The organism is Enterococcus sp. DIV1059_2, from assembly GCF_051713685.1.
Classification (GTDB): domain Bacteria; phylum Bacillota; class Bacilli; order Lactobacillales; family Enterococcaceae; genus Enterococcus_D; species Enterococcus_D casseliflavus.
On the sequence record NZ_JBIOQK010000001.1, the window covers coordinates 1,181,698 to 1,207,238 of the forward strand.

Sequence of the window (25,541 nt, forward strand, 5' to 3'; positions counted from 1 at the left end):
AAAAAATGAATAAAAAGCAATGGATAGGATCAGGGATTTTTTATGGGCTGAGTGCATTCGGGATCAGCTTGACCATTAAAGCAAGCGTTGGGGTCAGTAGTTTTAATGCCTTGAATGTTACGCTGGCAACGATGTCAGGAATCAAAGTCGGTACCATCACAACAGCCATCAACTTGGGCTTTTTAGCTGCCTGTTGGCTATTGGATCGGCGGCAGACGTCCCTCAAACAAAAAGGCAGTGAGTACTTGATTATGTTTTTTGCTTTGCTGGCATTCGGCTATTTGATCAATGGCTTTGTTTACTACTTCTTGGCATCGCTGCACTTGACGAATTATTGGAGCCAACTAGCTGCTTTGATCGGTGGGATCTTGATTTCTGGAACGGCGACGGGGCAAGTCCTACGGTTGCAGGTCTTGAAATTTCCAATCGAGCACTGGTGTCATTTGCTGGCGCAACGCAGTCGTTGGACATTTAAGCAGTACCGTTATGGCGTTGATGCAGTCTGTATTTCGGGGGCACTCTTGCTAGCGATCAGTTTGGGCTTACCGCTAGCGGTGAGGGAAGGGACGGTCATTAGTTTCTTTTTGCTGTCAGGTGCCATCGCTTGGTCGAAGGAACGTGATTTGGCAGCGGCTTTACCCATTTGGCAAAGAAACAGTTAGCCAGTAGTATTCTTGGAATTGGGAAGGCGTCGAGTGTTCTAAAAATGCAGAAAGCGTTTTTTATGCTACTCTTATTAAAAAAGCGAGATATTTAGTAGGAGGAGACAGGATGAATCGGTTGATTGAAGGGTTTCAGGAAAATTTTGCACCAAAATTGGTTAGGATCAGTGAAAATCGGTTTTTAGTTGCCGTGCGCAACGGAGTCGCCGTTACGATGCCGCTGACGATAATCGGCAGTCTCTTTTTGATTTTAGCCAATCTGCCTTTTCCTGGCTGGACCGAGTTTGTCGGGGAATTTGGCGTCAAACTAGGCGCCGCCAGCAATTTTACATTTGGAATTTTGGGACTGGCCGCTTGTATCGGGATCGCCTACTATTTGGCGGCTTCGTATGAGATCGATCGGATCGGTTCTGTCGTGTTGGCAGTCTGCGCGTTTTTGCTGCTGCAGGCAGGGGAAGAATGGACGATCGATCCAGCTTCTTTGGGGGCGTCTGGTCTGTTTACAGGAATCGTCACAGCGATTGCGACAGTAGTGATCCATCGCTTTTTTCTCAAGCACCGCTTAGTGATTCGGATGCCAGCAGAAGTGCCGCCCGCAGTTGCCAAGAGTTTTTCGGTTTTGCTTCCTGGAGCTGCCATCATCACTGGTGCCTGGGTGATTCGGGTCTTGTTGGAATTTAATGTCAATCAATTCGTGCAAGCCATCTTTTCACCGCTGGCAGTTGGTCTAAACACATTGCCTGGGATGCTGTTGTATACCTTTTTGATTTTGTTGCTTTGGTGCTTAGGGATTCATGGCAGCAATGTGATGGGGAGTATCGGCGATCCGATTTTTCTAGCTTTATTAGCAGCCAATACCGAAGCCTACACTGCAGGCGAACCGTTACCGAACATTTTTGCAGGCGGGTTTTATATCATGTTTTTGTGCTATGGAGGCACTGGTTCAACACTGGGGCTGATCATCAACATGTTAGTTTCAAAGAAAAAAGCCTATCGTTCCCTAGGGAAGATGGCTTTGCCCTCTGCTATTTTTTGTATCAATGAGCCAATCATTTTTGGGTTTCCGATCGTGATGAACCCTATTATGATGATTCCTTTCATCCTGACACCCCTTGTATTATGTGTCGGAACGTATTTCTTGTCGATCACCAATGTCATTGGGCGAATCATGTTCAATCCACCGTGGACCACACCGCCCTTTATCAATACTTACCTTGCAACCGGCGGCAATATCCCTGCTGTTCTTTGGAGTATCGCTTCCTTACTGATTAGTGTGGCGATCTACTATCCATTCTTTAAAATCAGCGAACGAAGTTTAACAGAAGAAGAAAAAGGCGTTACCGACGCAGTTGCCGCTAAGGGGGAGAACTAAACGCTGATGATTGGCACGTGGTGCATTGTTTTGTCTGGCAAAGAAAACAGTGGCTGCTACGCATCAAATTGCACAGTGATCCCAGATTTCGTCAATTGTTCCCATTCACGGATCGTTGGCAAGCGACCTTGGCAAAATAGCTGATCGTCGACATACACGAGTGGCAGACAGCTGCGGCCATTGCTTGCTAATTGCTGCCTGATGGCTTGATTCGTATGAAAAGGGGCAGGATCTTCTGTAAAGAAGTATTCGTCGATCGTTAAAGGTTCGTTATGGAATGTTTGATGAGCCTGGGTCCTTTCTTCATTTATTTTTAACTGGTGAGTCAAGTGGGCTTCCCAAGTATCTTCTTTCTGGTCGGCATAAACAGCGATCGTTGGCATTGCATCAAATCCTTTCATGGCAGCTGATTTGTCAAAAGTATACCTGAATTTCTTGCCACGAGCAAAAAAGAGTATCAAAAAGAAGTGAAAAAACAAAAAAAGACGCAAATGCGTCTTTTTTGTTTTTTCTTATTCGTCAGCGGGTAAAAAATCGAAATTGGTCAACTCGTTGTAAGAATACGCTTGGTCGATTTGACCCTTGTCTTTCGTCCAAGCAATGATTGCGTCGAATTGCTCTTGCGGCACTGCCTGGGCATACGGATAGTCTTCCTGGCTGTCTAAGTAAGTACTCATAGCATCGGGAAATTGATAGTCTGCCAAGATGTCGGCATAGTCTTTTGCTGAATGAGCATTCATGTAATCGATGGCTTCGTTGTAAGCAGTGTAGAATGCTTTTAGGTCTTGCGGGCGATTTTGGATAACTTCGTCCATAAATTGCAGTGTGCCGCCTTTGATGCCAGCATCTTTAGAGCTGCCTAAAACAATCGCCCCTTGGGCAGCCAACATGCTGGCTTGCGGTTCCGTATAAACAGCGCCATCGACTTGGTCATTGAGCAATGCTTCGGAACGGGCAGAAAAAGAAGCGATATCCACGATGTCATAGGTAAAATCATTTTCCTGTGCAAATTGGTCCATGATGTATTCTAAAATGAAATTCGGTACAAGGGTGATTTTTTTATCCGCTAACCCTTTCATCTCAGTGATCCCTGAATTCGGTGAAGCGAGAATCTTGAAGTTTTCCAAAATATCAGAAGTGATCGTCATATCAATGCCGTTTTGCTTAAAGGTCGCTTCTGTCATGACATCGCTGATCGTACCATCCAGCTCGCCTGCCTGCACCGCCACATTGCGGTCATTCGGGGAAGTGAAGGATTTGAGTTCCACAGTCAATCCTTGCTTTTCGAAAAAGCCTTCTTCTTTTGCTAGAATGATCGGAATCGCTGATTCTGCTGGTAACACCCCGATCGTCAATGTTTGATCTGTGACCGCAGCTTCTGTACTGCTAGTGCTGGAATTGCTGGTACTTGCTGTTTCGCCAGTGTTGCCGCAGGCGGCAGCGCCAACAGCGAATAGTGCTAGGATACTTGCTAAAATCGTTTTTTTCATTGGTTCATTTCCTCGTTTCTAAATCGTTGTTCAAAAGCAGCCATTGGTAGTGAGAACGGGATGACGGCCCGATGGAGTTCCATTGGCTTGGTTTGTGCCGTGTTGATACCTGGTTTGGTGGTAAATGCTAGAACAAAGCCTTCCTTTTCCAAGGTAGCGATCGTCTGCGGATCATAAAAGCCAAAGGGATAGGCAAAAACATCCTTGATGGCCACGTGCTGATTGCAGCTTCGTAAGTCTTGCGCAAAGGCTGCTGGTGTTTCCCACATTGAACGCCCTTGCTGGTCCTTGCGTTCATGAAAATGATCGGTATGGTTGGCATACTCGAAGACATCGCTCATTTCGGCTAATTCGGCGCTGCTCAATGTCCGCGAAACTTCTGGCTCGTAAGGCTGAGGGGCATCAAAAAGCCAGCCAGTCACGACAAAGGCTGTTGCCTTGAAACCAGCTTCTTTCAACAGTGGGTAGGCATATTCTTTCATCGATTGATAGCAGTCGTCAAAGGTCAGCAACACGGATTTTTCTGGTAGCGGCTGCTGCTGGAAATAAAAATCTTTGACTTCTGCAAGGGTCAACGTATGGTAATTTTCTGCTTTCAAAAAGTCGATTTGTTGTTTAAAATGAGAAGTGCTATTGAATAAGGGCAGAGGCAAGGCATCTTGATACCCGTCTGCGACTTTGATCGGGCGAACCTGATCATAAAGTTCTGCTTCGGGACGTATTTCATGAAATACGAGGGTCTGAAACATCATAAACCATCCTTTCTTGTCAATCACGCAAAAAATAGTATAGCACAAAATGTGAAAACCAACACAAATAATTTGAAGAAAGAAGTTTATTCTCTGATGAGTATTCTATTCGATTCCGTTTCCTTTACCTATGGAGATACCGCCATTTTTAAAAACCTTTCGTTTTGTTTTGAACAAGGCGCGACCTATGTGCTGCTGGGAGAATCGGGCATTGGCAAAAGCACGCTTTTATCCTTGATCAAAGGGTTGCAGCGACCGCAATCGGGCACGATCACTTACCAAGGCTGTTCCCCTGACAACATCGAGGTCGTTTTCCAAGAACTGCATTTGTTTCCTTGGCAAACAGTCTACCAAGCACTGGAAATGCCGCTGATTATCAACCAAACCCCTAGTGAGCGCCGTAAAAAACGGGTCGCCAGCTGTATGGCTGAGTTGGGATTGACGCAGGTGCAGGACCGCTATCCGCATCAGCTTAGCGGCGGTCAAAAACAGCGGACCGCCATGGGGCGGGGACTGATCACACAGCCCGATGTTTTATTATTGGATGAGCCGACTGCTTCGCTGGACCAAGAAACCAAAGCAAACGCCCAAGCCATGATCGCTGCCCAACAGCAGCGCAGACAAAACAGCTTGATCGTGGTGACCCACGATCCAGAAGAGGCAGTGTTTTTGGGGCAGACAATTTTGCTGCTAAAAGATCAGGGTGTTACGCCGATCAGTAATCCTTTTTACGGCAGCCAGCAGGAACGAGACTCATTGGCATTTTATGAAGTCGTCTTGCAGTTGAAAGAACAAATGAGGGAGGCGAGGCAATGAAAACCATCAAATCTTTTGCTTGGGGCTTCTGTTCGTTTGTCGTGGTTTGGTGGGGTGTAAGCTGGGTGACCAACAATCGCTCACTGCCTAATCCTTTAGAAACGGCTGAACGTTTTTGGGCATTGCGAGAAGTCTTACTGATCCACGCAGGTGCCAGTTTGCTGCGGGTATTTGCGGCGTTGAGTGGGGCGTTGCTAGTCGGGGTGCCGTTAGGGATCTTGATTGGGCGATCCCAAAGAGTGGATCGGCTGCTTGGTCCACTGCTTTACTTTTTATATCCGATTCCTAAAGTTGCGTTTTTACCCGTCTTTATGATTTTCTTTGGCTTAGGCAATCTCTCAAAAATTCTCTTGATTTTTGCGGTGATCGTCATTCAAGTGATCGTCTCGATTCGTGATGCAGTCACGAAGATCCCACCAGCGTATTTTCAGGTCATGAAAAATTATACCAACCAATGGCGCCATGTTTTGCGCTTCGTTATTTTGCCCGCGCTCATGCCCGCGCTTTTTGCCAGTGTGCGGGTCAGTATCGGGATCGCGTTGGCTTCCCTCTTTTTTGCCGAAAATTATAACACGACGTATGGTGTCGGCTATCTGATCTTAAGTGCGTGGTCAAAAATGGACTACCCACAAATGCTTTCGGGTATCCTCCTGATTGCTTTGATGGGCTATCTGCTTTTTGCCAGTATCGATTGGTTGGAAAAAGTGGTGTGCCGTTACCGACAATCTTAGAAAAAAATGATCGATTGATGAATGTTTGCGGCAGTTCGTGTATTTTTGAACAAAATGATTTATACTAAGGATATCTTATTGAGAATCATTCTCACTGAAAGGAAGACCTTACTATGAAAGAAATCGATCTGTCAAAAACGCTCTATGAACTTGTGGCACAATACCCTGAAATACAAGAAATCATGAGTCAACTAGGGTTTACGGCGATCAATCAACCAGGGATGCTGCAAACTGCTGGACGTTATATGACGATACCCAAAGGTGCTCAGATGAAGAAGATCCCCTTGGAAATGGTTTGTCTCGCTTTCGAAAAACAAGGGTTTCTTGTGAAAGGAGCGACGAAATGAAAACCAACAGTCAAAGACAAGAACGGATCGTCGAAATACTGAGTTTGCTTCACCAAGGCGGTTCCTTTGAAGAAGCTAAACGCTTGTTTAACGAAGAATTTGATGGTGTGGATGTGACGGAGATCACTGCTGCTGAAAAAGCTTTGATCCAAACGGGGTTGGACCCTTCTGAGATTCAGCGTTTGTGCAATATTCATGCTGCTGTTTTCCAAGGATCGATCAATGAGATCCATCACTCCAATGAAGAATATGGGCAACCAGGCCATCCTGTTCATACCCTGAAATTGGAGAACCAAGTCCTGCAATCCCTGTTGACCGATGAGATCGACAGCCTCTTAGCCAAAATCAAAACCGGTGACTGGACGCCTAAAAAGCGTCTACAAGCTGCCTGCAATGATTTAATGCACATCGACAAACACTATACGCGAAAAGAAACGTTGATTTTTTCTTACATGGAGAAGTATGGCATCACTGCGCCGCCAAAAGTGATGTGGGGTGTTGATGATGATATTCGGGTTATGATCAAAGCGCTCAATGAGCTTTTGGCATCCGAAAAAGCTGCCTATAATCCAATCGCTATCCAATGGGAAGCAGTCAAAAACGAGATCGAAGAGATGATTTTCAAAGAAGAAGAAATCATGGTGCCCATGACGCTGGATGTCTTCAGTCTTAAAGATTGGGAACAAATCGCGGCTGACAGTTTTGACATCGGCTTTGCCTTTATCCCAGAACCGCTTCCTTGGAAACCGAGCCAAGAAGCCCTTGAAAAGGAACAGGCGGCAGAACCCGCACGGCAAGCGGCGATCAAACAAGCCCAAGAAACAACCGCTGGCATCGCAGCCGGTTTAGGATTCAATGACTTTCAAGTCACAGAAACGGAAGATTCGCCGCAAATTGCTGAACAGCCGACCGTTTCATTGCCTACTGGTAATCTGCAATTTGAGCAATTGGTGGCCATTTTTCAAACGTTGCCAGTGGACTTGACCTTTGTAGATAGTGAAGAGCGGGTGCGCTTTTATTCAGAAGGCAAGAGTCGCGTCTTTCCACGAACGAATTCGGTTTTAGGTCGTGAAGTCGTCAACTGCCATCCACCGAAAAGCATGCATCTCGTGCAACAGATTTTGGATGATTTTCGAGCGGGTACCAGGGAGACAGCAGAATTTTGGATCGATATGCGGGGCCGTAAAATCTATATTCGCTACTTTGCATTAAAAAATGAAGCAGGCATCTATTTAGGTTGTCTAGAAGTCACGCAAGACATTACAAAGATCCAAACAATCGAAGGGCAAAGCCGGTTGCTGGATCAGTGAGCAGTTTGGAGAAAGGCTGATCCGTGTCTATTTGAAACGAAGCAAAAAAAGAAAAATCAATAAAACGCTTGCAACGTTTCTAGAAAAATAGTATAGTAAAGGCAATCAAATGGGTAGTTACTGATAATGCAGGCTATACCTTTTTACGTGTGTATGGATCCTACACATGTATTAAGGTATCGCCTTTTTTCATTTTAAGGAGGTGAGAAGCGTCTTGAAGATCAAAAAAATCTTAAACAATAATGCAGTTTTGGTCGGACAAGATGGCAAAGATTTTATCTGGATCGGTACCGGCCTTGGCTTCAAAATGAAACCAGGACAAACCGCCGATGAATCAAAAATTGAAAAAGTGTTTGTGCTTCATAAGAAATCCTCTGATCGTTTGATGGAATTGCTAGAGAACATTCCAATCCAATATGCGTCTCTTGCGGATGATATTATCCGTTATGGAAAGCAAGTCATTTCCTACCAATTAAGTGATTCCATTTACATCTCTTTGACGGATCACATCTATAATTTGATTCGCTTGAAAGAAGAAGGGATCAGCATTAACAATCGCTTGACCTGGGAAATCAAGCGTTTCTATCCCAACGAGTATGCAGTAGGAGAGCATGCGGTTCGATTGATTGAAAGCAAAACGCAATTCTCCCTAAATGAGGCAGAGATCAGTAATATCGCCATGCATTTTATTAATGCGCAAATCAATGACGATTCAGAGAAGATGGAAGATATCGAATTGCTGACACAAAAAATCAAAGACATTATTTCACTTATTCGTATTCACAATCGTGTGCACATTGATGAGAATAGTTTAGCTTTCGATCGCTTCGTCACCCATTTGAGATTCTTTTTTAAACGGATTGAAAACAAGGAAATCGTTGAAGGCGTCGGGAATCCTCTGTTAGTCCACGTGATTGATAAATATCCTAAAGCCTATGAAACCACCCGTTTGATTGGCGAATATTTGAATAAAACATTATATGACGATGAACAATTGTATTTAACGCTTCATGTACAAAAATTGATCGATCAATAATTCAAGGTGTTACTGGTAAAGCAGGCAAGACTTGACAAGGCTACAAGAAATGTAGTGTTGTTTGGTCTTGCCTTTTTTATTGGTTTTATAGTAGAGAAAGGAATGAATGAGATGCAATACCAAGAATTGAATGAACAAATTTTAAAGAATATCGGCGGAAAAGAAAACATTGCTGGATTGACGCATTGTATTACCCGTCTTCGGTTTAAACTTAAAGATGAATCAAAAGCCCAGACCCAAACGATCAAAAATTTGCCGGGGGTTGTCACCGTCGTCCAAAGTGGGGGACAATATCAAGTAGTTATCGGAAATCACGTAGCAGAAGTTTATAAAGAATTTACGGACATGATCGATATGAATACGGAAGAAACTTCTGGACAAGAGGAAGAACCAAAAGGGATTTTAAACCGATTTATCGATATTGTCGCTGGTATTTTTACGCCGATCATCAATGTCTTGATGGCAGCAGGGATGATCAAAGGGTTACTTGCTTTATTGACAACATTTGAAGTGCTGGATAAAGCATCAGGGACGTATTTGATTTTAAATGCGACAGGGGATGGATTGTTTTATTTCTTCCCACTCTTTCTAGGGTACACTGCTTCGAAAAAATTTGGGGGTAAACCCTTTATCGGAATGGCGATCGGGGCAGCATTAGTTTATCCGACGATCGTAGCAGCAAATGGCGGAAGCGAAGCGATGTATACCTTATTTGCAGGTTCTGTCTTAGAATCTCCAATCTATATTACTTTTCTTGGAATCCCTGTTATATTGATGAGCTATACTTCAAGCGTGATTCCAATTATTGCAGCTACTTATTTGGCATCAAAACTAGAAGCTTTCTTTTCTTTATTGATTCCACGAGCAGTGCGGAGTTTCTTTGTTTCTTTTCTGACCTTGATCATCACAGTTCCATTAGTCTTTCTAATCGTTGGACCGATTACTACTTGGGCAGGATTATTATTAGGGCAAGCATTGTCAGCTGCTTACGAGTTTAGTCCGATTATCGCGGGTATTGTTATCGGTGGATTTTGGCAAGTCTTCATTATGTTTGGCCTGCATTGGGGCTTTGTGCCGATCGCTTTGAACAACTATGCCACACTAGGGTACGATGTCGTGATGATGGCTGGTCTGGCAACACCCGTGGCGATGGCGGGAGTCACCCTCGCAATCTTTTTGAAAACTAGAAACAAAAAATTAAAAGAAATTGCCTTCCCTGCTTTTCTTTCGGCAATCTTTGGTATCACGGAGCCGGCACTGTATGGGGTAACCTTACCTAGGAAAAAAGCATTTTATACTACCTCCATCGCAGTCGCTGTTGCAGGAGGAATCATGGGATTGTTCAAAACGAGAGTCTATATCAATGGTGGGACAGGTATTTTCGCTTTACCACGATTTATTCACCCAGAAAATGGTATTGATAACAGCTTTATCGGGTTTGCCTTAGCTAGTGCCGTTGCCTTTGGATTAGGATTTTTGATCACGTTCTTTTATGCCTATAATCCTAAAAGTGATGACGAACCAGCTAGTGAAGGCACCCAGGAAAAAAACGTGGAGCCATCGACACTGAATCATGAACTTGGACAAACTGTTCTCTATGATTTAGCAACACCAGTTAGAGGAACGATCATCCCACTAAAAGAAGTAAAAGACGAAGCGTTTTCTAGCGGATTGTTAGGGAAAGGATTAGCTGTCATTCCGTCAGAAGGAAAGGTCTACGCACCAGCAGATGGAATCGTTTCAACACTTTTTCCGACAAATCATGCTGTGGGAATCACGACCGCAGATGGTGTTGAAGTTCTGATTCATGTAGGGATGGATACAGTGAATTTGAAAGGACAGTATTTCCAGCCAGCCGTTGCCCAAGGAGACTCAGTAACGAAGGGACAATTACTTTTGAGTTTTGATAAAGACGCATTGGAAAAAGAAGGCTATTCCATCGTGACACCGATTATTATTTCAAACACGGCGGATTACCTAGATATTGTTGAAACAGACAAACAAGATGTTGAAAAACAAGATACCTTATTAACGGTCATCGGTTAGGAGGAAAGACAAGTTGAAAAAAAATATCTTTTTATTCGTAGCAGATCAGATGAGAAATGACGCACTCGCACATATGGGGAATCCCGCATCAATCACCCCTAACTTTGATGAACTGGCAGAAGAAGGGGTTTCATTTGAAAATGCCTACTGCCAAAACCCTGTCTGTGTGCCTTCTAGAAATAGTTTTCTGACGGGTTTTTATCCACATGTCAATGGGCATCGAACGATGCACTATTTGCAAAGAGAAGATGAACCCAATATTTTGAAAGAAATGAAGAATCAAGGCTATGAAGTCATCTGGATCGGCAGAAATGATGTGGTTCCAGGGGATAAACCAAAAACAGACTATTGTGATGAATATTATGACGGTGTGGTAGACGAAAACACTCGGGATGCTCAAAATAGTGAAGTCAATCATTCTGCTGATATGAACGAAGCCAGTAAACAGCTGTACGACCAGATGCTTTCAGGAGATACGTATTATTCATTTTATATGGGAAAATTACCAGACAGTGAGGGCTATGGCAAAACGGACTGGAATTGTGTGAAAAAGGCGTTGGACTATCTTGAACGCCGCAGTCAGGAAAAGACAGACAAACCATTTTTCGTTTATTGTACGATCTCATTCCCGCATCCACCCTATGCTTGCGAAGATCCATGGTATTCGAGTATTGATCGTCAGAAACTGCCGAAACGCCGGCCGAATATCAAAGATATTCCTAACAAAGCCTCAATGCTGTATGGCATCAATGAGAAACAGAATTTGAACGGTTGGACAGAAGAGCGTTTTGATGAATTACGAGCTACCTATTTAGCAATGGTTTCGCGTTTTGATCATCAACTGGGCATGATCAAAGAGAAGCTGCGTGAAACAGGCTTTTATGATGAAACAAACCTCATTGTTTTCAGTGACCATGGAGACTATACTGGTGACTACACGATCACTGAAAAAGTCCAAAACTGTTTTGAAGAGCCGATCACGAATGTCCCATTGGTCATCAAACCTGCTAAAACGATTGAAAGTGTGCCGCGAATCACCAAAGCACAAGCGGAACTGCTAGATTTACCAGCAACGATCGCCGAACTGGCTGAGTTTGATCTTTCCTATACACAATTTGGAAAATCCTTGGTTCCTGTGATCAAAGGAGCCGAAGAGCACAAAGATGCTGTTTTTTGCGAAGGCGGACGCATTCATGGCGAGACACAAGCGATGGAGCTGGGGCATGGACCGAAATCTCCGTATTGGCCGCGGCTTGCGACACAGTATAGCGAAGGTCCGGAACATACAAAAGCAGTTATGTGCAAGATGGGAAACTATAAATATGTGATGCGTCTTTATGAGCATGACGAATTATATGATTTGGAAAAAGACCCAATGGAAATCAAAAACTTGGCGCTAGAAAAAGAATACGCTGAAATTGTCGAGAAAATGAAACAACGCGTTACTCGTTTTTATATGGAAACGACTGATTTTGTTCCGATGAAACGGGACAAACGCTAAATAAGTAAAAAAAGAATCGAGGCCTCCACATGAAACACATCTCCGTATTGATCAAGCCAGCATCCTCTCTTTGCAATCTGCGCTGCACCTATTGCTTTTATGCCAACGTCAGTTCCTTGCGTGAAGTGCGTTCCTTTGGCAAAATGAAAGAGGATGTAATGGAAAAGATGATTGCAAACATTTATGCAGACTTAGAAGCTGGCGATCATTTGACGTTGGCATTTCAAGGCGGAGAGCCGACGATGGCGGGGCTGAGTTATTTTAGAAAACTAACGGCTTATGTTGCGGCGCAAAAAAAGCAAGTGACAGTACACTATGCGATCCAGACCAACGGCATGGTGATCAATGACAAGTGGTGTCGTTTTTTGAAAGAGCATCGCTTTTTAGTCGGGCTGTCGATCGATGGGCATCCGCTTGCGCACGATCGTCATCGATTAGACGCCAAAGGGCGGGGAACCTTTGCGCGGGTTTTACAGACCAAGCGGTTATTGGATGCCTATCAGATCGAGTACAATGTCTTGTGCGTGTTGACAAATCCGTTAGCAAAGGAAGCCCAGCGTGTGTTTGATTTTCTCAAGGAAGAGCAGATTGCATTTGTGCAGTTCATTCCTTGTTTGGCTGATTTGGATGCCACATCAACCAACGACTATGCCTTGACACCAAAAAGCTTTGCTGGCTTTTATCAGCAGCTGTTGGCGTTTTGGCTGCAGGAATTGACGCAAGGGCACTACCTAAGTATCAAGCTGTTCGATGACTTATTGAATCTATTGGTGCGGCAGCAAGTAACTGCCTGCGGGATTCTAGGCAATTGCCAAGTGCAGTATGTGATCGAAGCCGACGGCAGTGTCTATCCTTGTGACTTTTATGTATTAGATGAGTTTCGCATGGGCTATATCCAAGAGCAAACGTTGCGGGAATTGTTTTCTCAAGACTGTTCGCAGCAGTTTTTGTGCCAGAAAAAAGACATGCCTTCGAAGTGTACGCAATGTCCTTTCCAAAAAATGTGCCGAGGAGGCTGTAAACGAATGAAAGATGCAATGTACGTGGATAGTGAGGGTTTTTGCGGCTATCAGGAGCTGTTAAAAGACTTTACACCTAGAATCAATGAGATACTGGGGCTTTTGCAAGGGGTGAGACAATGATCGGACTGATTTATTTTCTCGTGATCGTCTTAGCAAATGCCGTAGGGGCAGTTTCGGGCATGGGAGGCGGCGTGCTGATCAAACCGATTTTCGATTTTATCGGCGCCCATTCTGTTGCTGCGATCTCTTTTTACTCGGCGACAGCGGTCTTCACGATGTCCATCGTTTCGACAGCTAGACAATTAGCCAGTGGACGGAAAATCAAGTGGTCGATTGCCTTGTGGGTTTCTGGCGGCGCTGTGTTAGGCGGTGTTTTAGGCAATGTTGCCTTTGAACAGCTATTGCTGGTCTTTCGAGACGACAAGATGGTTCAGCTGATCCAAATCCTTGTGACCGTGCTGACACTATTGTTTGCTTTTTTGTATACAAAATATAACTGGCGCGGGTTTGCGCTGGAAAAAGTCGGCTGGTATGCAGCTTGTGGCTTGATTCTCGGCTTTCTAGCCAGTTTGCTGGGGATCGGCGGCGGACCCATCAATGTTTCTTTATTGATGCTGCTGTTTGCCATGCCGATCAAAGAGGCGACGATTTATTCAATTTGTACGATTTTTTTCTCACAGCTGGCAAAAATTTTGACGATCGCTTTTACGACAGGTTTTGGTGCGTATGATCTGCAAATTTTGTGGTTTGTTATTCCAGCCGCGATCGTGGGAGGACTATTAGGCGCCAAGGCCAGCAACGTCCTGTCACCGCAGCGAGTGACACTGGTATTTCAAACTGTGATCGTGCTGGTGTTACTGATCAATCTGTACAATGGCTATCAATTATTGTAAAAAGGAGGCAAACAGATGCCCACGATTCCAGCAGGAACTTATCGAATCGGCACGAATACGATGGACGGCTTTGCCGAGGATCTTGAGGGACCGCAAATCAGCCTCGACAGCCCAGCATTTGCCATCGATGCCACGACGGTGACGAACCAAGCTTTCCAAGTTTTTGTGGAAGCAACAGGATATGTCACAGAAGCCGAGCGCTTTGGCTGGTCGTTCGTTTTTCACTATTTTTTAAGTGAGCAAACGAAACACCGCAGTCAAAAGATACCGAATATGGCTTGGTGGTATGCAGTTAGTGGCGCAGATTGGCGTCATCCTGAAGGACCTGATTCAACGATTGCCCAGCGGATGGATCACCCAGTGGTTCAGGTGTCTCGCAACGATGCGATCGCCTATTGCCAATGGGCAAAAAAACGCCTCCCGACAGAAGCAGAGTGGGAGATCGCTGCAAAAGGCGGGACAAGTTTTGAAAAATATCCTTGGGGAAGGGAATTTTTTGCAGAAAATACCTATCATTGCAATATTTGGCAAGGAGAGTTTCCAAAAAGCAACACGCGAGCAGATGGCTTTGCCAATACAGCGCCAGCGAAATGGTATGAGCCCAACGGTTTTGGTCTGTATCAAGTGATCGGTAACGTCTGGGAATGGTGCGTCAATCCTGCCCGCATCCCGCTGACGCAGTTTCAACAACAGACGGGACAAACCTTTTGGGCAAGGAATCAAACACAAGATGATCAAGTGTATGCGACTCGCGGTGGTTCGTTTTTGTGCCACGAATCCTATTGCAAACGATACCGAATTGCCGCTAGAAATGGTAATTCTGGGATGTCGGCAGCCAATAATTTAGGGTTTCGGTGTGTCAAAGACTTGGATCCGTAAACCGATAAAAGCAAAAGCGGCACCTATTCACGAAGATAGGTGCCGCTTGTTTTATTGCCATTCGGATTGATAATTTCCTTTGAGATCATAAACATAATTGATCTCGGTGCGATTACGAATCCCATTTAAACCAACGGTCCAAGTCCATTCACCTTGGAAGCCGTTTAAAATGACGATGCTGACGCCAGGGACATAGTGATCCAGCTGAGCTGCTCGTGCCTCAGAATCCTTGATGATCTTGGGAATGACGCCCCAATCGATGGCATCAAAGGCAATGGTATCTTCCATCGAAAGCTCGATCGTATCGTCGTCTTTTTTCCATTTGGTCAACAGATTTTCTGGGTAATACCAATACTCGTCTTGCAGGCCTGTGTTTGGATTGATCACTCGCGCAACTGCATAAATGCCGCTTTTTAGCGGGACATTGCGGATGTGAAAACTATAGCTGACCAGTTGCAGCTCTTTGTCCTTGAGTGAGGATTGGTTCGGCAGCGCAGCCATAATTTCTTTGGCACTGGCTTCTTCTCGAAAGAGTTGGCGGTCTACAGGTAAAAAGGTGGAAACTACGCCAATACAAAAGAGAATCACTGGCAGCAAGAGCAATGAGAATAACCAATAGAATGGCGATTTTTTGCGTTTCTTGATGCCGATGATCAGACCGATCAAAAAGACCAGCAGGATCCCTGCTACCCAAAAGTAGGGGAACAAACGAATGATCTGATGCCTGGTTTCAACGACTTGGTATTCATTCAGACCAAACCAGTTTTCCGCGATGGTGAGGTTATTTAAAACAATGATTCCGCCAATAATACTTAGAATAAATAAGAAAATCAATAGCAAAAGCATCCGACCGAGTATCCGACGTATCAGCGAGGGTCTAGTAGGTGGGGTCATGAGTCACGTCCTTTTTGTTTTTTTCGAAAATAGTAGGTTAAATACAAGGGTAGTACAACTGGTGTTTTTTTTCAATGATTGTAGACAAAAAAACTGCATCCACAGATGCGACCTCAAAAAGTTAGACCAAAAATCTAACTTTTTTGGGGTCAGGACATCGCAGATGCAGGTTTTATTTTCATTTAGTCGAGGGTTTGTTGGCGGGCGATAGCTGGAAAGAATTTCAGGCTATACAAGGCGCTGATCCCAACTAGAATATAAATGACGCGGGCAATGATCGACGTGCTGCCGCCGGTGATCGCTGCAACAAGGTCAAACTCGAAGGCGCCGACCAGCAGCCAATTGATTCCACCGATGATCAATAAGGTCAGTGCGATCCCATCAAATGTTTTTAACATAGGAGACTCCTCTCTAGTTGTCGCCCCATCAACGTTCATCGTCGGTGATGGTGACATCTTTTTCTTTTTCGCCTTCTTGATTGCGCTCATTATAGATATAGACATGGCGAACGATTTTAATCAGCGGGCGAATGGTCAAAAAGACACCGCCGATCAAATAGGCGATCGTTCCGTATATCGCAGGCAAACTAGTTAATGAAACGATACTTCCGAAAATATAAAACAAGCCCGTCAAAATATCATTCGTAAGTGAGATCAACATGTAGCGATTTTGAAAATAGATGCGAAAGCGACTTGCCTTGATGATCACATCTTCTTCTTTTCCCGGATCGAATTGATGTTCACTCCGTTTGATTTTTGGCATAGGTGCCATCACTGCTCCTTTATTTGTGCTAAGGTTTCAAGACAACTTTGATGTTCTTGTCTTCTTTTTTGTCAAAAATCTCATACGCTTTGGCAGCATCTGCTAAAGGCATCGTGTGGGTGATGATCTGTGACGGGTCAAACAAACCGTCCGCAATCATGTCATAAATTTTTGGCATCAAATGGATCACAGGTGCTTGCCCGTGTTTGACATCGATGTTGCGCATAAAGAATTCTTGCAATGGATAAGAAGAAGCTGGTGTCATGTAAACGCCAGTGATTTGGACGGTACCAAATTTTTTGACTGCTTTGGCGGCCATCTGGATCGGTGAGATCGTTCCACTTTGCAAGCTGACTAGGTTTTTGGCTTTTTCTTTGACGGGTTCTAAACCATCCATCCCAACACAGTCGATGATCACATCAGCGCCACCTTTGGTCAGCTCATACAGTTCATCAGCACTAGTAGCCAAATCATCCAATTGGAATGTTTCGACTTGATTGTAGCTGCTGGCTTTTTCTAAGCGATGAGCAACAGGATCCACGGCAATCACCCGCTTAGCGCCTGCCATCACGGCAAATTTTTGGGCAAACAACCCAACTGGGCCTGAGCCTAAGACGATCACGGTATCATCCTTTTTGACGCCAGCATTTTGGACACTCCAATACGCTGTAGGTAAGATGTCAGATAAAAACAATACTTTTTCATCAGGGATCGTTGATTCAGGTACGATAAACGAGGTGAAATCTGCGAAAGGAACCCGCAAGAATTCGGCTTGACCGCCCCAGTGGTTACCGTTCATTTTTCCGAAACCGAATAAGCCACCATACAATGTATCTTCTGAAGAGTTGTCACATTGACTTTCCATTTCATTTTGACAAAAGTGGCAATGGCCGCACCCGATATTGAAAGGGATGACGACACGGTCGCCTTTTTTTAGTTTCTGTACTTGACTGCCAACTTCTTCGACAATACCCATTGGTTCGTGACCAACGACATAGCCTTCTTCCAAAACCGAGCCGCCATGGTGGTAAAGGTGGAGATCAGAGCCGCAGATCGCAGTTGCGGTGATTCGGATGATCGCATCCGTCGGTTCTAAAATCGTTGGATCTTCTACACGACGAACGTCCATTTTTTGATTTTCTTGCCAGGTTACTGCTTGCATCATTTTTCCTCCTTGTTTGTTCAGATAAGTTCGGACAATCACTAATTTTTTCAACAACACGTTTTTACTTTTTAGTAACAGATAATTTAATTCTGCAAGGATTTTAACGATTTGACAACGAAAACGCTCAAAATGGTTGATTTGTTTTTTCTTCATCAATGGTTTAAAAAAAGAAAAACAGATGATTTGCTAAAAAAGTGAAAGCGTGACACTATTAAAGTGAAGCATGCATGCGTTACGAGTATCTAACGGAACCTGCATCAACCAGTGACAAGAAATGAGGAGGGATGATCATGGATCTAACGATTCGAGGAAAGGCTTCCTGCACCAATTGCAATGAAAACTTTGATGGGAAGCTGGTCGTTCATTTACAAGAAGACAGCGAGGGGCAATTAACCATGGTACCACCGTTGGAAACGAATGAATTGGCAGAAGATGAAATCGCTATTCATTATGCTTACGGGGAAGTGAAGGAAGCCATCGAAGGAACCTTCGTATGTCCAAACTGTCAGACTGAAAATGAGGTTCGGATTGAGATTCCGACCGAGCTATTAGATGGCTCAATGAATTAAATGAATAATCAAATTGAAAAAGCTCTCTGTTCCTTGAACAGGGAGCTTTCGTTACCTATTGGTCATTGGTTTGTTTTGTGCCATCAATGATTTGGACATTGAAGTCTCGTAAGATGTCGAGTCCTTGTGACTCGTGGTTTTTACCAGCGACTAATGTTTTATTGATAGTAAAATCAGCGTCAGGAAAGGCGCTTTGGATCTCGATGGTATTGGAAAGGACACAGATGTTGGTTTCAACACCGGTGATTTCGATTTTCTTTTCTTCTTCAGGTTCAAATAGATTTTTCTTAATGTCTATCAATACCTCAGGTGGAATACTGTAATAGTATTTCTTGACGACTTTTTCATTTTCGAGAGGCTTAAGTTCTGGGATCAGCTGCAGGGCATCGGCTTCTTCATCAGGTGTTCCTTTGACTTCGATTGGAATGTCGCGGGTGTGTAAGATGTACTCCCCATCCGCCCGTGCTTGTTCTAGGCGCTTGGCGATTCGTTTGACGAGAGCGGCGCCATCTGGCACATACGCTTCGTTCTCTTCATCGAGAATTTGGTTTTGCATATCGACAATGACTAGCATGTGGTTACTCCCTTTCTATAAACATCGTTTGTCAAATGGACTGACGTGAGGTTGAAAAATAGGTGCTATTTCTATGATGCCCCACTTTTTTTATATTTTCAAAGAAAACGCTCTTCTTGTCGAGAAACGGTAAAAACGTTATTTTTTTATTCGAATCACGATGCTTTTTGTTTGCTGAAAAGAAGAAGTAGTGATAGCTTTTAAATAGTACATTAAAAATAAATGAAAGTAGGTTAGGTTAAATGAGAAAGTTATTTTATATGGGGACTTTGCTTTTTTCAGTTGGTGTACTGGCGGCAGGATGCGGCAACAGTGAAACCGCTGATTCCTCGGGGAATGAGTCAGCAGATGGCAAAACGACGTTGGACTTTTGGTCCTTCTGGGGGTCTGGTGCAAGACAAGAAGTAATTGAAGAAATTATTGATGATTTTAATGCGTCACAAGATAAAATCGAGGTCAAATACAGCTACCAGCCTTGGGGCGATATTTGGACAAAATCACTGTCGTCAATCACTGCTGGCAATCCGCCTGATGTTATTGTACAAGATATCAATTCTGTTGCTCAGCGGGCAGAAGCGCAGCAAGCAACGAATTTAAGCGAGTATATCGAAGAGGGCTTTTCTGATGAATTTTATCCGCAATTATGGGATACAGTGGAGTACGAAGGGGATGCCTATGCCGTTCCTTTCAATACAGATACGCAAGTGATTTTCTACAATAAGACACTCTTTAAAGAGGCTGGTATCAGTGAAGAGCAACTGCCACAAACGTGGGAGGAGTTAGAAACAGTTGCTCGGAAATTAGATGTCAAAAACGGTGATGACTTTGAGCGGATCGGCTTTTACCCATTGTGGAATTTAGGCGCTGACGTGTGGGCGTTGAATGCCGACGATGGCGTCAGCTGGTTTGACAAGGACGAGAACGTCAAAATCGATACAGACAACAAAGTGGAAGCGTTGGAATGGATCTTAGACTGGCAAGAGTATTATGGTCAAGATACCATCAACCGCTTAGAAGCTGAATTTGGTTCAGGGGTTGCCGATCCATTCATTTCTGGATTAGTGGCGATGCGTGCGCAAAACATCAACTACTACTCAAGTTTGGCGGAAAATGCACCAGATGACTTTGAATTTGGGGTCATTCAAATTCCTGAAAAAGAAAGCGGCTCTGGTCACTGGTCATGGGGCGGCGGGTTCGTCCTAGAAGTGCCATACGGTGCCAAAGATCCTGAAGCGTCCTATGAGTTTATCAAATACTTGTCGACACCAGAAGTTCAAGAGAAATTTGGTGAGAAGAGCTTTGATATCATGGCGAATCGGACAGCCAACGAAAACTTGGTCAACAACGACAATCTAGATGAAAATGGCCAAATGATCTACCAAATGGCGGATGAAAACTTTGCCAATACGGTGATCACGCCTGTGCCATTGACAGCGCCTGACTTCAGCAGTCTTGTCAATGAACAGATCGACCAAATCATGCTAGGCAGCAAAACACCGGCTGAAGGGTTGGCAGATGCGCAAAAAGCGGTGGAAGATCTTGTTGAGCAAAACAAATAAACCTCAAAACGAGCGTTTTTAAAAAAGAAGGAAAGTCCAGTCGGTTAGCGGACTGGGCTTTGCTTTCTGCTTTGCGAAGCGGACATGTTTTCTTGAACAAACAATGAGTAAAAATAGAATGGAGTGGAAGGAATGCCAAAGAAGCGTTCAAAAAGTAAACGGCAAGAAGCTCTTTGGGGCTACTTCTTCGTAGCACCATTTTTGCTTGGGTTCGTGGTGTTTATGTTAGGGCCCATGCTGTTTTCCTTCGTAGGAAGCTTTACCGATTACAATCTGACGTCGAAAATGAATTTTATCGGCTTTAAGAACTTTACCCGCATGTTTACGCAAGATACCCTGTTTTGGAAATCTCTCTATAACACGGCGTATTTTGTACTCTTCAATGTTCCCTTAACCACGTTGTTCAGTGTCTTTCTAGCCACGTTATTGAATCAAAAAATCCGCGGAATCAGTTTTTTCCGAACCACCTTTTACTTGCCAGCGATCCTTTCAGGGGTTGCCGTCTACGTCTTATGGATGCAATTATTATCTCCTTCCGCAGGATTGATCAATACCTTCTTGAGCTGGTTCAATATCAAAGGTCCAGCATGGCTGTTTGATCCCGAATGGACGAAACCAGCGTTGATTTTGATGAAGATTTGGAGTTCGGGGGGCGCGATGCTCTTGTATCTAGCTACCTTGCAAAATATTTCACCGACGCTGTATGAATCGGCTGAGATCGATGGGGCGGGAGTCTGGGCGAAATTCAAAAATATTACGATCCCTTTGATCACGCCAATCATCTTCTATGATGTGATTACTTCAACGATCGGTTCTTTTCAAATTTTCCAAGAAGCATACGTGATGACCAAAAATGGTACCGGCGGTCCTGCAAATTCGCTGCTCTTCTATAATTTGCATATGTGGAACAAAGCCTTCGTCGCCTTTGATATGGGCTATGCGATGGCCATGTCGATGATCTTGTTCTTGATCGTCTTAGTCTTGACCTTTATCAATCTCAAGCTGGCACCACGCTGGGTTCACTATACCGGAGGTGGCAGCTAATGGAAATGACGACAAAAACACGAAGCAAATCAAGCCAACAGCGAGTCAAAAAAATCATCAGCTATGTGGTGATGTCGATCATCGGGATCGTGCTGCTGATTCCGTTGCTGTGGATGGTCTTTACGTCATTGAAACCGATGGAGGAGATCGTGCGCTACCCGCCGACCTTTTTCCCAGAAGAAATCAATCTTGGCAATTATTTGGAGACTATCAACGCCTTTCCATTTTGGCAGTATGCAAAAAATACGTTATTCATTACCGTCTTAGTGGTCTTCGGGAATGTCTTATCAAATTCCTTCATTGCTTATGGGTTTGCAAAATTGGCCTTTCCAGGAAAAAATCTGATCTTTGCCCTCGTCTTGTCTACGATGATGATTCCTGGCTTTGTGACGATGATCCCGCAATATGTCTTGTTTTCCAAAATCGGCTGGGTCGGCACCTATCTGCCGCTGATCGTTCCAGCGTTTTTCGGCAACGCCTTTAACATTTTCTTGATGCGGCAGTTTTACTTGTCCGTCAACAATGAATTGATCGAAGCCGCTAAGATCGATGGCGCCAATCATCTCTATATTTGGAGCCATCTAATGATCCCATTGACGAAACCCGCGCTGATCACGATTGCCATCAACTCCTTCAATGGGGCGTGGAATGATTTCTTAGGACCATTACTGTATATTCAAAACCAAGAAAAGTACACGCTGCAGATTGGCCTGCAAGTCTTCCAAAACCAATCAACGACCCAGTGGAACTACTTGATGGCAGGAGCAACGCTTGTGCTATTGCCGACGATCTTGCTGTTCTTCCTCGCTCAACGCTACTTTATTGAGGGAATGGATCTGACGGGAGGTTCCAAAGGATGAGAACAAAAGTTACCCCGCAACGCTTAAACCAAGCGCTGTTGACTGGCATCAACTGGCTTCCGCATTTACTGGTTTTACAAGGCATGTGGCTGTTGTATTCCTTGCCTTTGATCACGAGTACCACCGCTAGTCGAGCATTGATCGAGACGTTGACGGAACTGCGGAACGATGGCTTGGAGGCAAGCAGCAAAGCTCGTTTTCAGCAAGCATTTCATCAGCAGTGGGCAACAAGAAAAGGGCAAGACCGTTTGCTCAGTCTATTCTTCCTGCTGCTTTTGGCGGACAGCTTTATCTTTAGCCGTTTGCAGCACCCGCTGTTTCAGATCGCTAGTTACGCGTTAGCGTTCACCTTTGGCTTGTTTTGCTTGGTCTTACTTTATCAAACGAGGCTGCTTCACACCTATCCGCAGCAGCCCAGCTCATTGTTTTATAGTTTTTATCAGTTTGCTCGTTCACCCAAACGAGTACTGGCACATCTTCTAGCAACGGTGACGCTTGTCTTGACCTTTTTGCTGTTTGGTCCTGTCTACTTATTGGTCTTAGGAATCAGCACCTTGTATTTAGTCAATGTCTTGCTCTGTGATCAAGCGCTCAAATAGAAAACAAACGGGTATCCCGAAACTTCCTTAGTGAAAAGCTAAGGAGTTTCGGTTTTTTTGTGAAAAGAAGGTTGACAGGGTCAAAAATTATGCCTATGCTGAATGTAAATTTAGTAAACAGTAAACAGATGAGGTGCAGCTATGGCAAGTATGAGAGATATCGCGAAATTAGCCGGGGTGTCGGTAGCAAGTGTTTCTAGAATCCTTAACAATGATGAAACCTTCAGTATCAATGAACACACGCGGCAACGAGTCATTGAGATCGCCAACCAAATGAACTACTCAAAAGAAAAAAATCAACCCCATTCCCGTGAAGTCGGTGACCAAAACACGATTGCCATCATTACCCGCCACGATCGAGAGTCGGAAAGAAACGATCCGTATTTTATGATGATCCGCAATGGGATCGAAAAGGAAGCGGCGAAGTGGCGCTTAAAAACGATTCGGGCCTTTTCCATGCGGGAGCCTCAAAAAGATTTGACACAATTGGCGAAGTATGGCGCAGTCATTATTATTGGAGAGATGACCAGCGATGCTTTGGCAGAGATCAGTCAGCAAAATGCCAATATTATCCTGGTGGATAATTATAGTGAAGCACCCAGCTACGATTGCATCCAAACCGATTTTGCCCAAAAGACTCACCAGATCCTCACGTTGTTAAAAGAGAAGGGCCATGAGAATATTGCCTTTGTGGGCGGTGTTGCCAGCCGAGTGACGATTTCTGGCGAAGTCGTTTACGATGAACAAGAGATTCGAGCAGAAAATTATCGCCAATGGATGCTGCTCAATAAATTGGAAAAGTTCACAACCGTGCTGCAGGGGAAATGGTCACCAGAGACTGGTTTGCATTTTGGTCAGCAGATCGCGCAAATGAATCCTCGCCCCACAGCGATCGTCGTTGCCAGCGATCCTATGGCTGTCGGGGTTTACAAGGCACTCGCTGAAGCGGGGCTATCGATTCCTAAAGATGTGTCAGTCGTTAGTTTTGATGATATCGAAATGGCGCAATTTATGACGCCCGCACTGTCTTCCGTCAAGATGAAAGCTGAAGAGATGGGGCAGATGAGTGTCGAATTAGCGAAAAATAAAATCCTTGGGGTGCGGACGATGCCTGTTCGCGTCGTTTGTGGCAGTGAATTGATCATTAGAGAATCGATTGCCGAAAAAGATCAGTGACGTCTGATCTTTTTTTATTTTAGGGGTTGTGTAAACATTAACTAAACAACTATACTGATTGTAGTAAACGTTTACAGTTAAAAATAAAGGAGAAAACGAAATGAAGTTTATTGATAAATTAGCCGAAAAGATGGTGCCTTTTGCTCAGATCATTGCCAACAACAAATACTTGTTAAGTCTTCGTGATGGGTTTATGGTCGCTTTTCCTGCAACAATGTTTGCGTCAATTATGATTATTATTCAAAATCTGCCTGCTACTTTCGGACTCTCGGAAAAACTTCCAGAGGGATTCATCACGTTTCTAAACGACTTTTTTGGTCCTATCGGAAATGCGACCATGAGTATCACCGCTATTTTCGTTGTTTTTGGGATCGGCTATCAGTTGGCTGGCAAGTATGGACAAGCCAAATTATTTGCGGGTGCCATCTCACTGTCTTCGTTTTTGATGCTGCTGCCTTTTGGCTCATCCGAAGAGTTAGGTACAGTGATCCCCTTGTCGAAATTAGGGGCTGAGGGAATGTTTGTCGGAATCATCACGGCCATTATCGCTACGCAGATCTATTGCAAAATCAGTGCGGCTGGGCTGACGATCAAAATGCCAGATTCGGTTCCGCCAATGATCGCAGAATCCTTTGTCGCCATCATTCCTGGGGCGGCACCGTTGTTCCTTTTCAATTTGATCCGCTACTTGTTCACCTTTACTTCATGGGGCAATGCCGTTGACTTCGTTTATGAGATTTTGCAAAAACCATTAATGGGCTTAGGCGGTACGTTGCCAGCAGTACTGATCGCCGTCTTGTTCACCCAATTTTTCTGGTGGTTTGGGATTCACGGAACACTAGTGGTCAATGCGGTGATCGATCCAATCATGAATGCGTTAGCGATCGAAAACTATGAAGCTTACAAAGCAGGGGCGGAACAACTGCCCCATATCATTAACACTACGTTTATGGGCGTGTTCGTCAATCAAGGAATGCAGCTGGGGATCTCGATTACGATGGCCTTCTTTATCGCTCGTTCGATTCGGATGAAAAAATTAATGAAGACGGTGATCGCTCCATCTGTTTTCAACGTATCTGAACCGATGACCTTTGGTTTGCCGATCGTCTTGAACCCGATCGCTTTTGTCCCATGGATCTTAGCGCCATTAGCCAGTACGACGATCTCTTACTTTGCGATCGCCGCAGGCTTGGTGCCACGACCAATCGGAGCAACGGTGGTTTGGACGACCCCTGTTTTCTTATCTGGTTGGTTAGGCACGGGTTCTGTTGCCGGCGCAATCTTACAGTTAGTGACGGTTGCCGTAATGACCTTGATCTGGGTGCCATTCTTGATCGTAATGGATCGCGGGTACTTGAAAGAAGAAAAAGCGGAAGCGGCATTAAATGAACAAGCGGCATCTGAAACGATCAATCAAAGGGTAGAAGAAAGATAAGCCCAGAAACGGAAAGGAATGCAATAGCGCACCCTTTAGAAAGGAATTTG

At 44.4% G+C, this 25,541-nt stretch carries 27 protein-coding genes; 19 read left to right on the top strand and 8 right to left on the bottom strand.

The features are described 5' to 3' along the window. Positions 1–5 precede the first annotated feature (5 nt). Together IGI72_RS05540 and IGI72_RS05545 are read left to right on the top strand one after the other, a co-directional pair. The gene (locus tag IGI72_RS05540) at positions 6–662 is read left to right on the top strand and encodes a YczE/YyaS/YitT family protein (RefSeq protein WP_010747739.1); all 657 of its coding nucleotides are present in this window, start codon (positions 6–8) and stop codon (positions 660–662) included. Between the two features lie 109 nt (positions 663–771). Continuing rightward, positions 772–2,034, top strand: a complete 1,263-nt coding sequence (locus tag IGI72_RS05545) for a PTS sugar transporter subunit IIC (RefSeq protein WP_413152762.1) — start codon at positions 772–774, stop codon at positions 2,032–2,034. Positions 2,035–2,090: 56 nt separating this feature from the next. On the opposite strand, the gene IGI72_RS05550 is transcribed toward IGI72_RS05545, so the two are convergent. Genes IGI72_RS05550 through IGI72_RS05560 form a run of 3 tightly spaced genes read right to left on the bottom strand, consistent with a single transcriptional unit; the run spans position 2,091 to position 4,273 of the window. Next, the gene (locus IGI72_RS05550; protein ID WP_413152914.1) at positions 2,091–2,495 is read right to left on the bottom strand and encodes an arsenic metallochaperone ArsD family protein; all 405 of its coding nucleotides are present in this window, start codon (positions 2,493–2,495) and stop codon (positions 2,091–2,093) included. A 51-nt stretch (positions 2,496–2,546) separates the two neighbouring features. Next, entirely contained in the window at positions 2,547–3,524 is a 978-nt protein-coding gene (locus tag IGI72_RS05555) for an ABC transporter substrate-binding protein (RefSeq protein WP_005225471.1), read from the bottom strand. Then, positions 3,521–4,273: a polysaccharide deacetylase family protein gene (locus IGI72_RS05560; RefSeq protein ID WP_179190629.1), complete on the bottom strand. Its 753-nt coding sequence runs from the start codon at positions 4,271–4,273 to the stop codon at positions 3,521–3,523. Before IGI72_RS05560 ends, IGI72_RS05555 begins: the two co-directional genes overlap by 4 nt. Positions 4,274–4,369: 96 nt before the next feature. Between IGI72_RS05560 and IGI72_RS05565 the strand changes: the two genes are divergently transcribed. The 10 genes from IGI72_RS05565 to IGI72_RS05610 all read left to right on the top strand — a co-directional run bounded on the left by IGI72_RS05565 (position 4,370) and on the right by IGI72_RS05610 (position 14,854). Continuing rightward, a complete protein-coding gene (locus IGI72_RS05565; protein ID WP_438753393.1) occupies positions 4,370–5,089 on the top strand; it encodes an ABC transporter ATP-binding protein in 720 nt (239 codons plus the stop codon). Beyond that, complete coding sequence (locus IGI72_RS05570; protein ID WP_086294841.1) at positions 5,086–5,820, top strand: ABC transporter permease; 735 nt, start codon at positions 5,086–5,088, stop codon at positions 5,818–5,820. Before IGI72_RS05565 ends, IGI72_RS05570 begins: the two co-directional genes overlap by 4 nt. A 113-nt stretch (positions 5,821–5,933) precedes the next feature. Continuing rightward, the gene (locus IGI72_RS05575; protein WP_010747746.1) at positions 5,934–6,167 is read left to right on the top strand and encodes a DUF1858 domain-containing protein; all 234 of its coding nucleotides are present in this window, start codon (positions 5,934–5,936) and stop codon (positions 6,165–6,167) included. Continuing rightward, positions 6,164–7,477, top strand: a complete 1,314-nt coding sequence (locus IGI72_RS05580) for a DUF438 domain-containing protein (protein WP_438753395.1) — start codon at positions 6,164–6,166, stop codon at positions 7,475–7,477. The genes IGI72_RS05575 and IGI72_RS05580 overlap by 4 nt, the downstream gene beginning before the upstream one ends. 214 nt (positions 7,478–7,691) lie before the next feature. Beyond that, on the top strand, positions 7,692–8,513 hold the full coding sequence (locus tag IGI72_RS05585; protein ID WP_010747748.1) for a PRD domain-containing protein: 822 nt from the start codon (positions 7,692–7,694) through the stop codon (positions 8,511–8,513). Positions 8,514–8,624: 111 nt separating this feature from the next. Then, positions 8,625–10,559, top strand: a complete 1,935-nt coding sequence (locus IGI72_RS05590) for a beta-glucoside-specific PTS transporter subunit IIABC (RefSeq protein ID WP_159160617.1) — start codon at positions 8,625–8,627, stop codon at positions 10,557–10,559. Between the two features lie 13 nt (positions 10,560–10,572). Further along, the gene (locus tag IGI72_RS05595; protein ID WP_142973759.1) at positions 10,573–12,060 is read left to right on the top strand and encodes a sulfatase-like hydrolase/transferase; all 1,488 of its coding nucleotides are present in this window, start codon (positions 10,573–10,575) and stop codon (positions 12,058–12,060) included. 29 nt (positions 12,061–12,089) lie between these two features. Next, positions 12,090–13,202: a radical SAM/SPASM domain-containing protein gene (locus tag IGI72_RS05600; RefSeq protein ID WP_074932219.1), complete on the top strand. Its 1,113-nt coding sequence runs from the start codon at positions 12,090–12,092 to the stop codon at positions 13,200–13,202. Continuing rightward, positions 13,199–13,975, top strand: a complete 777-nt coding sequence (locus IGI72_RS05605; protein ID WP_153883336.1) for a sulfite exporter TauE/SafE family protein — start codon at positions 13,199–13,201, stop codon at positions 13,973–13,975. Before IGI72_RS05600 ends, IGI72_RS05605 begins: the two co-directional genes overlap by 4 nt. Before the next feature lie 15 nt (positions 13,976–13,990). Then, on the top strand, positions 13,991–14,854 hold the full coding sequence (locus IGI72_RS05610; protein ID WP_413152766.1) for a formylglycine-generating enzyme family protein: 864 nt from the start codon (positions 13,991–13,993) through the stop codon (positions 14,852–14,854). Positions 14,855–14,905: 51 nt separating this feature from the next. Here the strand turns inward: IGI72_RS05610 and IGI72_RS05615 are convergent, their stop codons facing one another. From IGI72_RS05615 to IGI72_RS05630, 4 genes are all read right to left on the bottom strand, one after another. After that, on the bottom strand, positions 14,906–15,748 hold the full coding sequence (locus IGI72_RS05615) for a hypothetical protein (protein ID WP_005225476.1): 843 nt from the start codon (positions 15,746–15,748) through the stop codon (positions 14,906–14,908). 182 nt (positions 15,749–15,930) lie between these two features. Continuing rightward, positions 15,931–16,146: a DUF378 domain-containing protein gene (locus tag IGI72_RS05620; RefSeq protein WP_008379021.1), complete on the bottom strand. Its 216-nt coding sequence runs from the start codon at positions 16,144–16,146 to the stop codon at positions 15,931–15,933. A 28-nt stretch (positions 16,147–16,174) separates the two neighbouring features. Beyond that, positions 16,175–16,519: a YrhK family protein gene (locus IGI72_RS05625; protein WP_015509287.1), complete on the bottom strand. Its 345-nt coding sequence runs from the start codon at positions 16,517–16,519 to the stop codon at positions 16,175–16,177. A gap of 19 nt (positions 16,520–16,538) precedes the next feature. Then, a complete protein-coding gene (locus IGI72_RS05630; RefSeq protein ID WP_438753399.1) occupies positions 16,539–17,672 on the bottom strand; it encodes an alcohol dehydrogenase catalytic domain-containing protein in 1,134 nt (377 codons plus the stop codon). A gap of 287 nt (positions 17,673–17,959) precedes the next feature. Between IGI72_RS05630 and IGI72_RS05635 the strand changes: the two genes are divergently transcribed. Beyond that, positions 17,960–18,244, top strand: coding sequence for a hypothetical protein (locus tag IGI72_RS05635; RefSeq protein WP_026008050.1), 285 nt, complete (start codon positions 17,960–17,962; stop codon positions 18,242–18,244). A gap of 55 nt (positions 18,245–18,299) precedes the next feature. Here IGI72_RS05635 and IGI72_RS05640 read toward each other — a convergent pair whose 3' ends face one another. After that, on the bottom strand, positions 18,300–18,818 hold the full coding sequence (locus tag IGI72_RS05640) for an isochorismatase family protein (RefSeq protein ID WP_010747758.1): 519 nt from the start codon (positions 18,816–18,818) through the stop codon (positions 18,300–18,302). A 242-nt stretch (positions 18,819–19,060) separates the two neighbouring features. Between IGI72_RS05640 and IGI72_RS05645 the strand changes: the two genes are divergently transcribed. The 6 genes from IGI72_RS05645 (at position 19,061) to IGI72_RS05670 (ending at position 25,491) form a co-directional block, all read left to right on the top strand. Then, on the top strand, positions 19,061–20,377 hold the full coding sequence (locus tag IGI72_RS05645) for an ABC transporter substrate-binding protein (protein ID WP_008379010.1): 1,317 nt from the start codon (positions 19,061–19,063) through the stop codon (positions 20,375–20,377). Positions 20,378–20,509: 132 nt separating this feature from the next. Next, a complete protein-coding gene (locus IGI72_RS05650) occupies positions 20,510–21,421 on the top strand; it encodes a carbohydrate ABC transporter permease (protein ID WP_005234717.1) in 912 nt (303 codons plus the stop codon). Further along, complete coding sequence (locus IGI72_RS05655) at positions 21,421–22,281, top strand: carbohydrate ABC transporter permease (RefSeq protein WP_005225484.1); 861 nt, start codon at positions 21,421–21,423, stop codon at positions 22,279–22,281. The genes IGI72_RS05650 and IGI72_RS05655 overlap by 1 nt, the downstream gene beginning before the upstream one ends. Then, on the top strand, positions 22,278–22,880 hold the full coding sequence (locus IGI72_RS05660; protein WP_115232086.1) for a hypothetical protein: 603 nt from the start codon (positions 22,278–22,280) through the stop codon (positions 22,878–22,880). The genes IGI72_RS05655 and IGI72_RS05660 overlap by 4 nt, the downstream gene beginning before the upstream one ends. Positions 22,881–23,021: 141 nt before the next feature. Then, positions 23,022–24,056 carry a LacI family DNA-binding transcriptional regulator gene (locus IGI72_RS05665; protein ID WP_413152767.1) on the top strand — a complete coding sequence of 345 codons (1,035 nt, stop codon included), beginning with the start codon at positions 23,022–23,024 and terminating at the stop codon, positions 24,054–24,056. A gap of 100 nt (positions 24,057–24,156) precedes the next feature. Beyond that, positions 24,157–25,491 (top strand): PTS sugar transporter subunit IIC, encoded by a 1,335-nt coding sequence (locus IGI72_RS05670; RefSeq protein ID WP_008379001.1) that lies wholly within the window; start codon positions 24,157–24,159, stop codon positions 25,489–25,491. Positions 25,492–25,541: the final 50 nt, after the last annotated feature.

Coding starts and splice junctions, on each gene's coding strand:
- IGI72_RS05650 (WP_005234717.1), top strand. CDS start 20,510: ATGCCAAAGAAGCGTTCAAAAAGTAAACGGCAAGAAGCTCTTTGGGGC.
- IGI72_RS05605 (WP_153883336.1), top strand. CDS start 13,199: ATGATCGGACTGATTTATTTTCTCGTGATCGTCTTAGCAAATGCCGTA.
- IGI72_RS05565 (WP_438753393.1), top strand. CDS start 4,370: ATGAGTATTCTATTCGATTCCGTTTCCTTTACCTATGGAGATACCGCC.
- IGI72_RS05580 (WP_438753395.1), top strand. CDS start 6,164: ATGAAAACCAACAGTCAAAGACAAGAACGGATCGTCGAAATACTGAGT.
- IGI72_RS05590 (WP_159160617.1), top strand. CDS start 8,625: ATGCAATACCAAGAATTGAATGAACAAATTTTAAAGAATATCGGCGGA.
- IGI72_RS05635 (WP_026008050.1), top strand. CDS start 17,960: ATGATCATGGATCTAACGATTCGAGGAAAGGCTTCCTGCACCAATTGC.
- IGI72_RS05540 (WP_010747739.1), top strand. CDS start 6: ATGAATAAAAAGCAATGGATAGGATCAGGGATTTTTTATGGGCTGAGT.
- IGI72_RS05660 (WP_115232086.1), top strand. CDS start 22,278: ATGAGAACAAAAGTTACCCCGCAACGCTTAAACCAAGCGCTGTTGACT.
- IGI72_RS05570 (WP_086294841.1), top strand. CDS start 5,086: ATGAAAACCATCAAATCTTTTGCTTGGGGCTTCTGTTCGTTTGTCGTG.
- IGI72_RS05645 (WP_008379010.1), top strand. CDS start 19,061: ATGAGAAAGTTATTTTATATGGGGACTTTGCTTTTTTCAGTTGGTGTA.
- IGI72_RS05545 (WP_413152762.1), top strand. CDS start 772: ATGAATCGGTTGATTGAAGGGTTTCAGGAAAATTTTGCACCAAAATTG.
- IGI72_RS05610 (WP_413152766.1), top strand. CDS start 13,991: ATGCCCACGATTCCAGCAGGAACTTATCGAATCGGCACGAATACGATG.
- IGI72_RS05620 (WP_008379021.1), bottom strand. CDS start 16,146: ATGTTAAAAACATTTGATGGGATCGCACTGACCTTATTGATCATCGGT.
- IGI72_RS05655 (WP_005225484.1), top strand. CDS start 21,421: ATGGAAATGACGACAAAAACACGAAGCAAATCAAGCCAACAGCGAGTC.
- IGI72_RS05665 (WP_413152767.1), top strand. CDS start 23,022: ATGGCAAGTATGAGAGATATCGCGAAATTAGCCGGGGTGTCGGTAGCA.
- IGI72_RS05630 (WP_438753399.1), bottom strand. CDS start 17,672: ATGCAAGCAGTAACCTGGCAAGAAAATCAAAAAATGGACGTTCGTCGT.
- IGI72_RS05560 (WP_179190629.1), bottom strand. CDS start 4,273: ATGTTTCAGACCCTCGTATTTCATGAAATACGTCCCGAAGCAGAACTT.
- IGI72_RS05600 (WP_074932219.1), top strand. CDS start 12,090: ATGAAACACATCTCCGTATTGATCAAGCCAGCATCCTCTCTTTGCAAT.
- IGI72_RS05555 (WP_005225471.1), bottom strand. CDS start 3,524: ATGAAAAAAACGATTTTAGCAAGTATCCTAGCACTATTCGCTGTTGGC.
- IGI72_RS05670 (WP_008379001.1), top strand. CDS start 24,157: ATGAAGTTTATTGATAAATTAGCCGAAAAGATGGTGCCTTTTGCTCAG.
- IGI72_RS05640 (WP_010747758.1), bottom strand. CDS start 18,818: ATGCTAGTCATTGTCGATATGCAAAACCAAATTCTCGATGAAGAGAAC.
- IGI72_RS05625 (WP_015509287.1), bottom strand. CDS start 16,519: ATGGCACCTATGCCAAAAATCAAACGGAGTGAACATCAATTCGATCCG.
- IGI72_RS05615 (WP_005225476.1), bottom strand. CDS start 15,748: ATGACCCCACCTACTAGACCCTCGCTGATACGTCGGATACTCGGTCGG.
- IGI72_RS05575 (WP_010747746.1), top strand. CDS start 5,934: ATGAAAGAAATCGATCTGTCAAAAACGCTCTATGAACTTGTGGCACAA.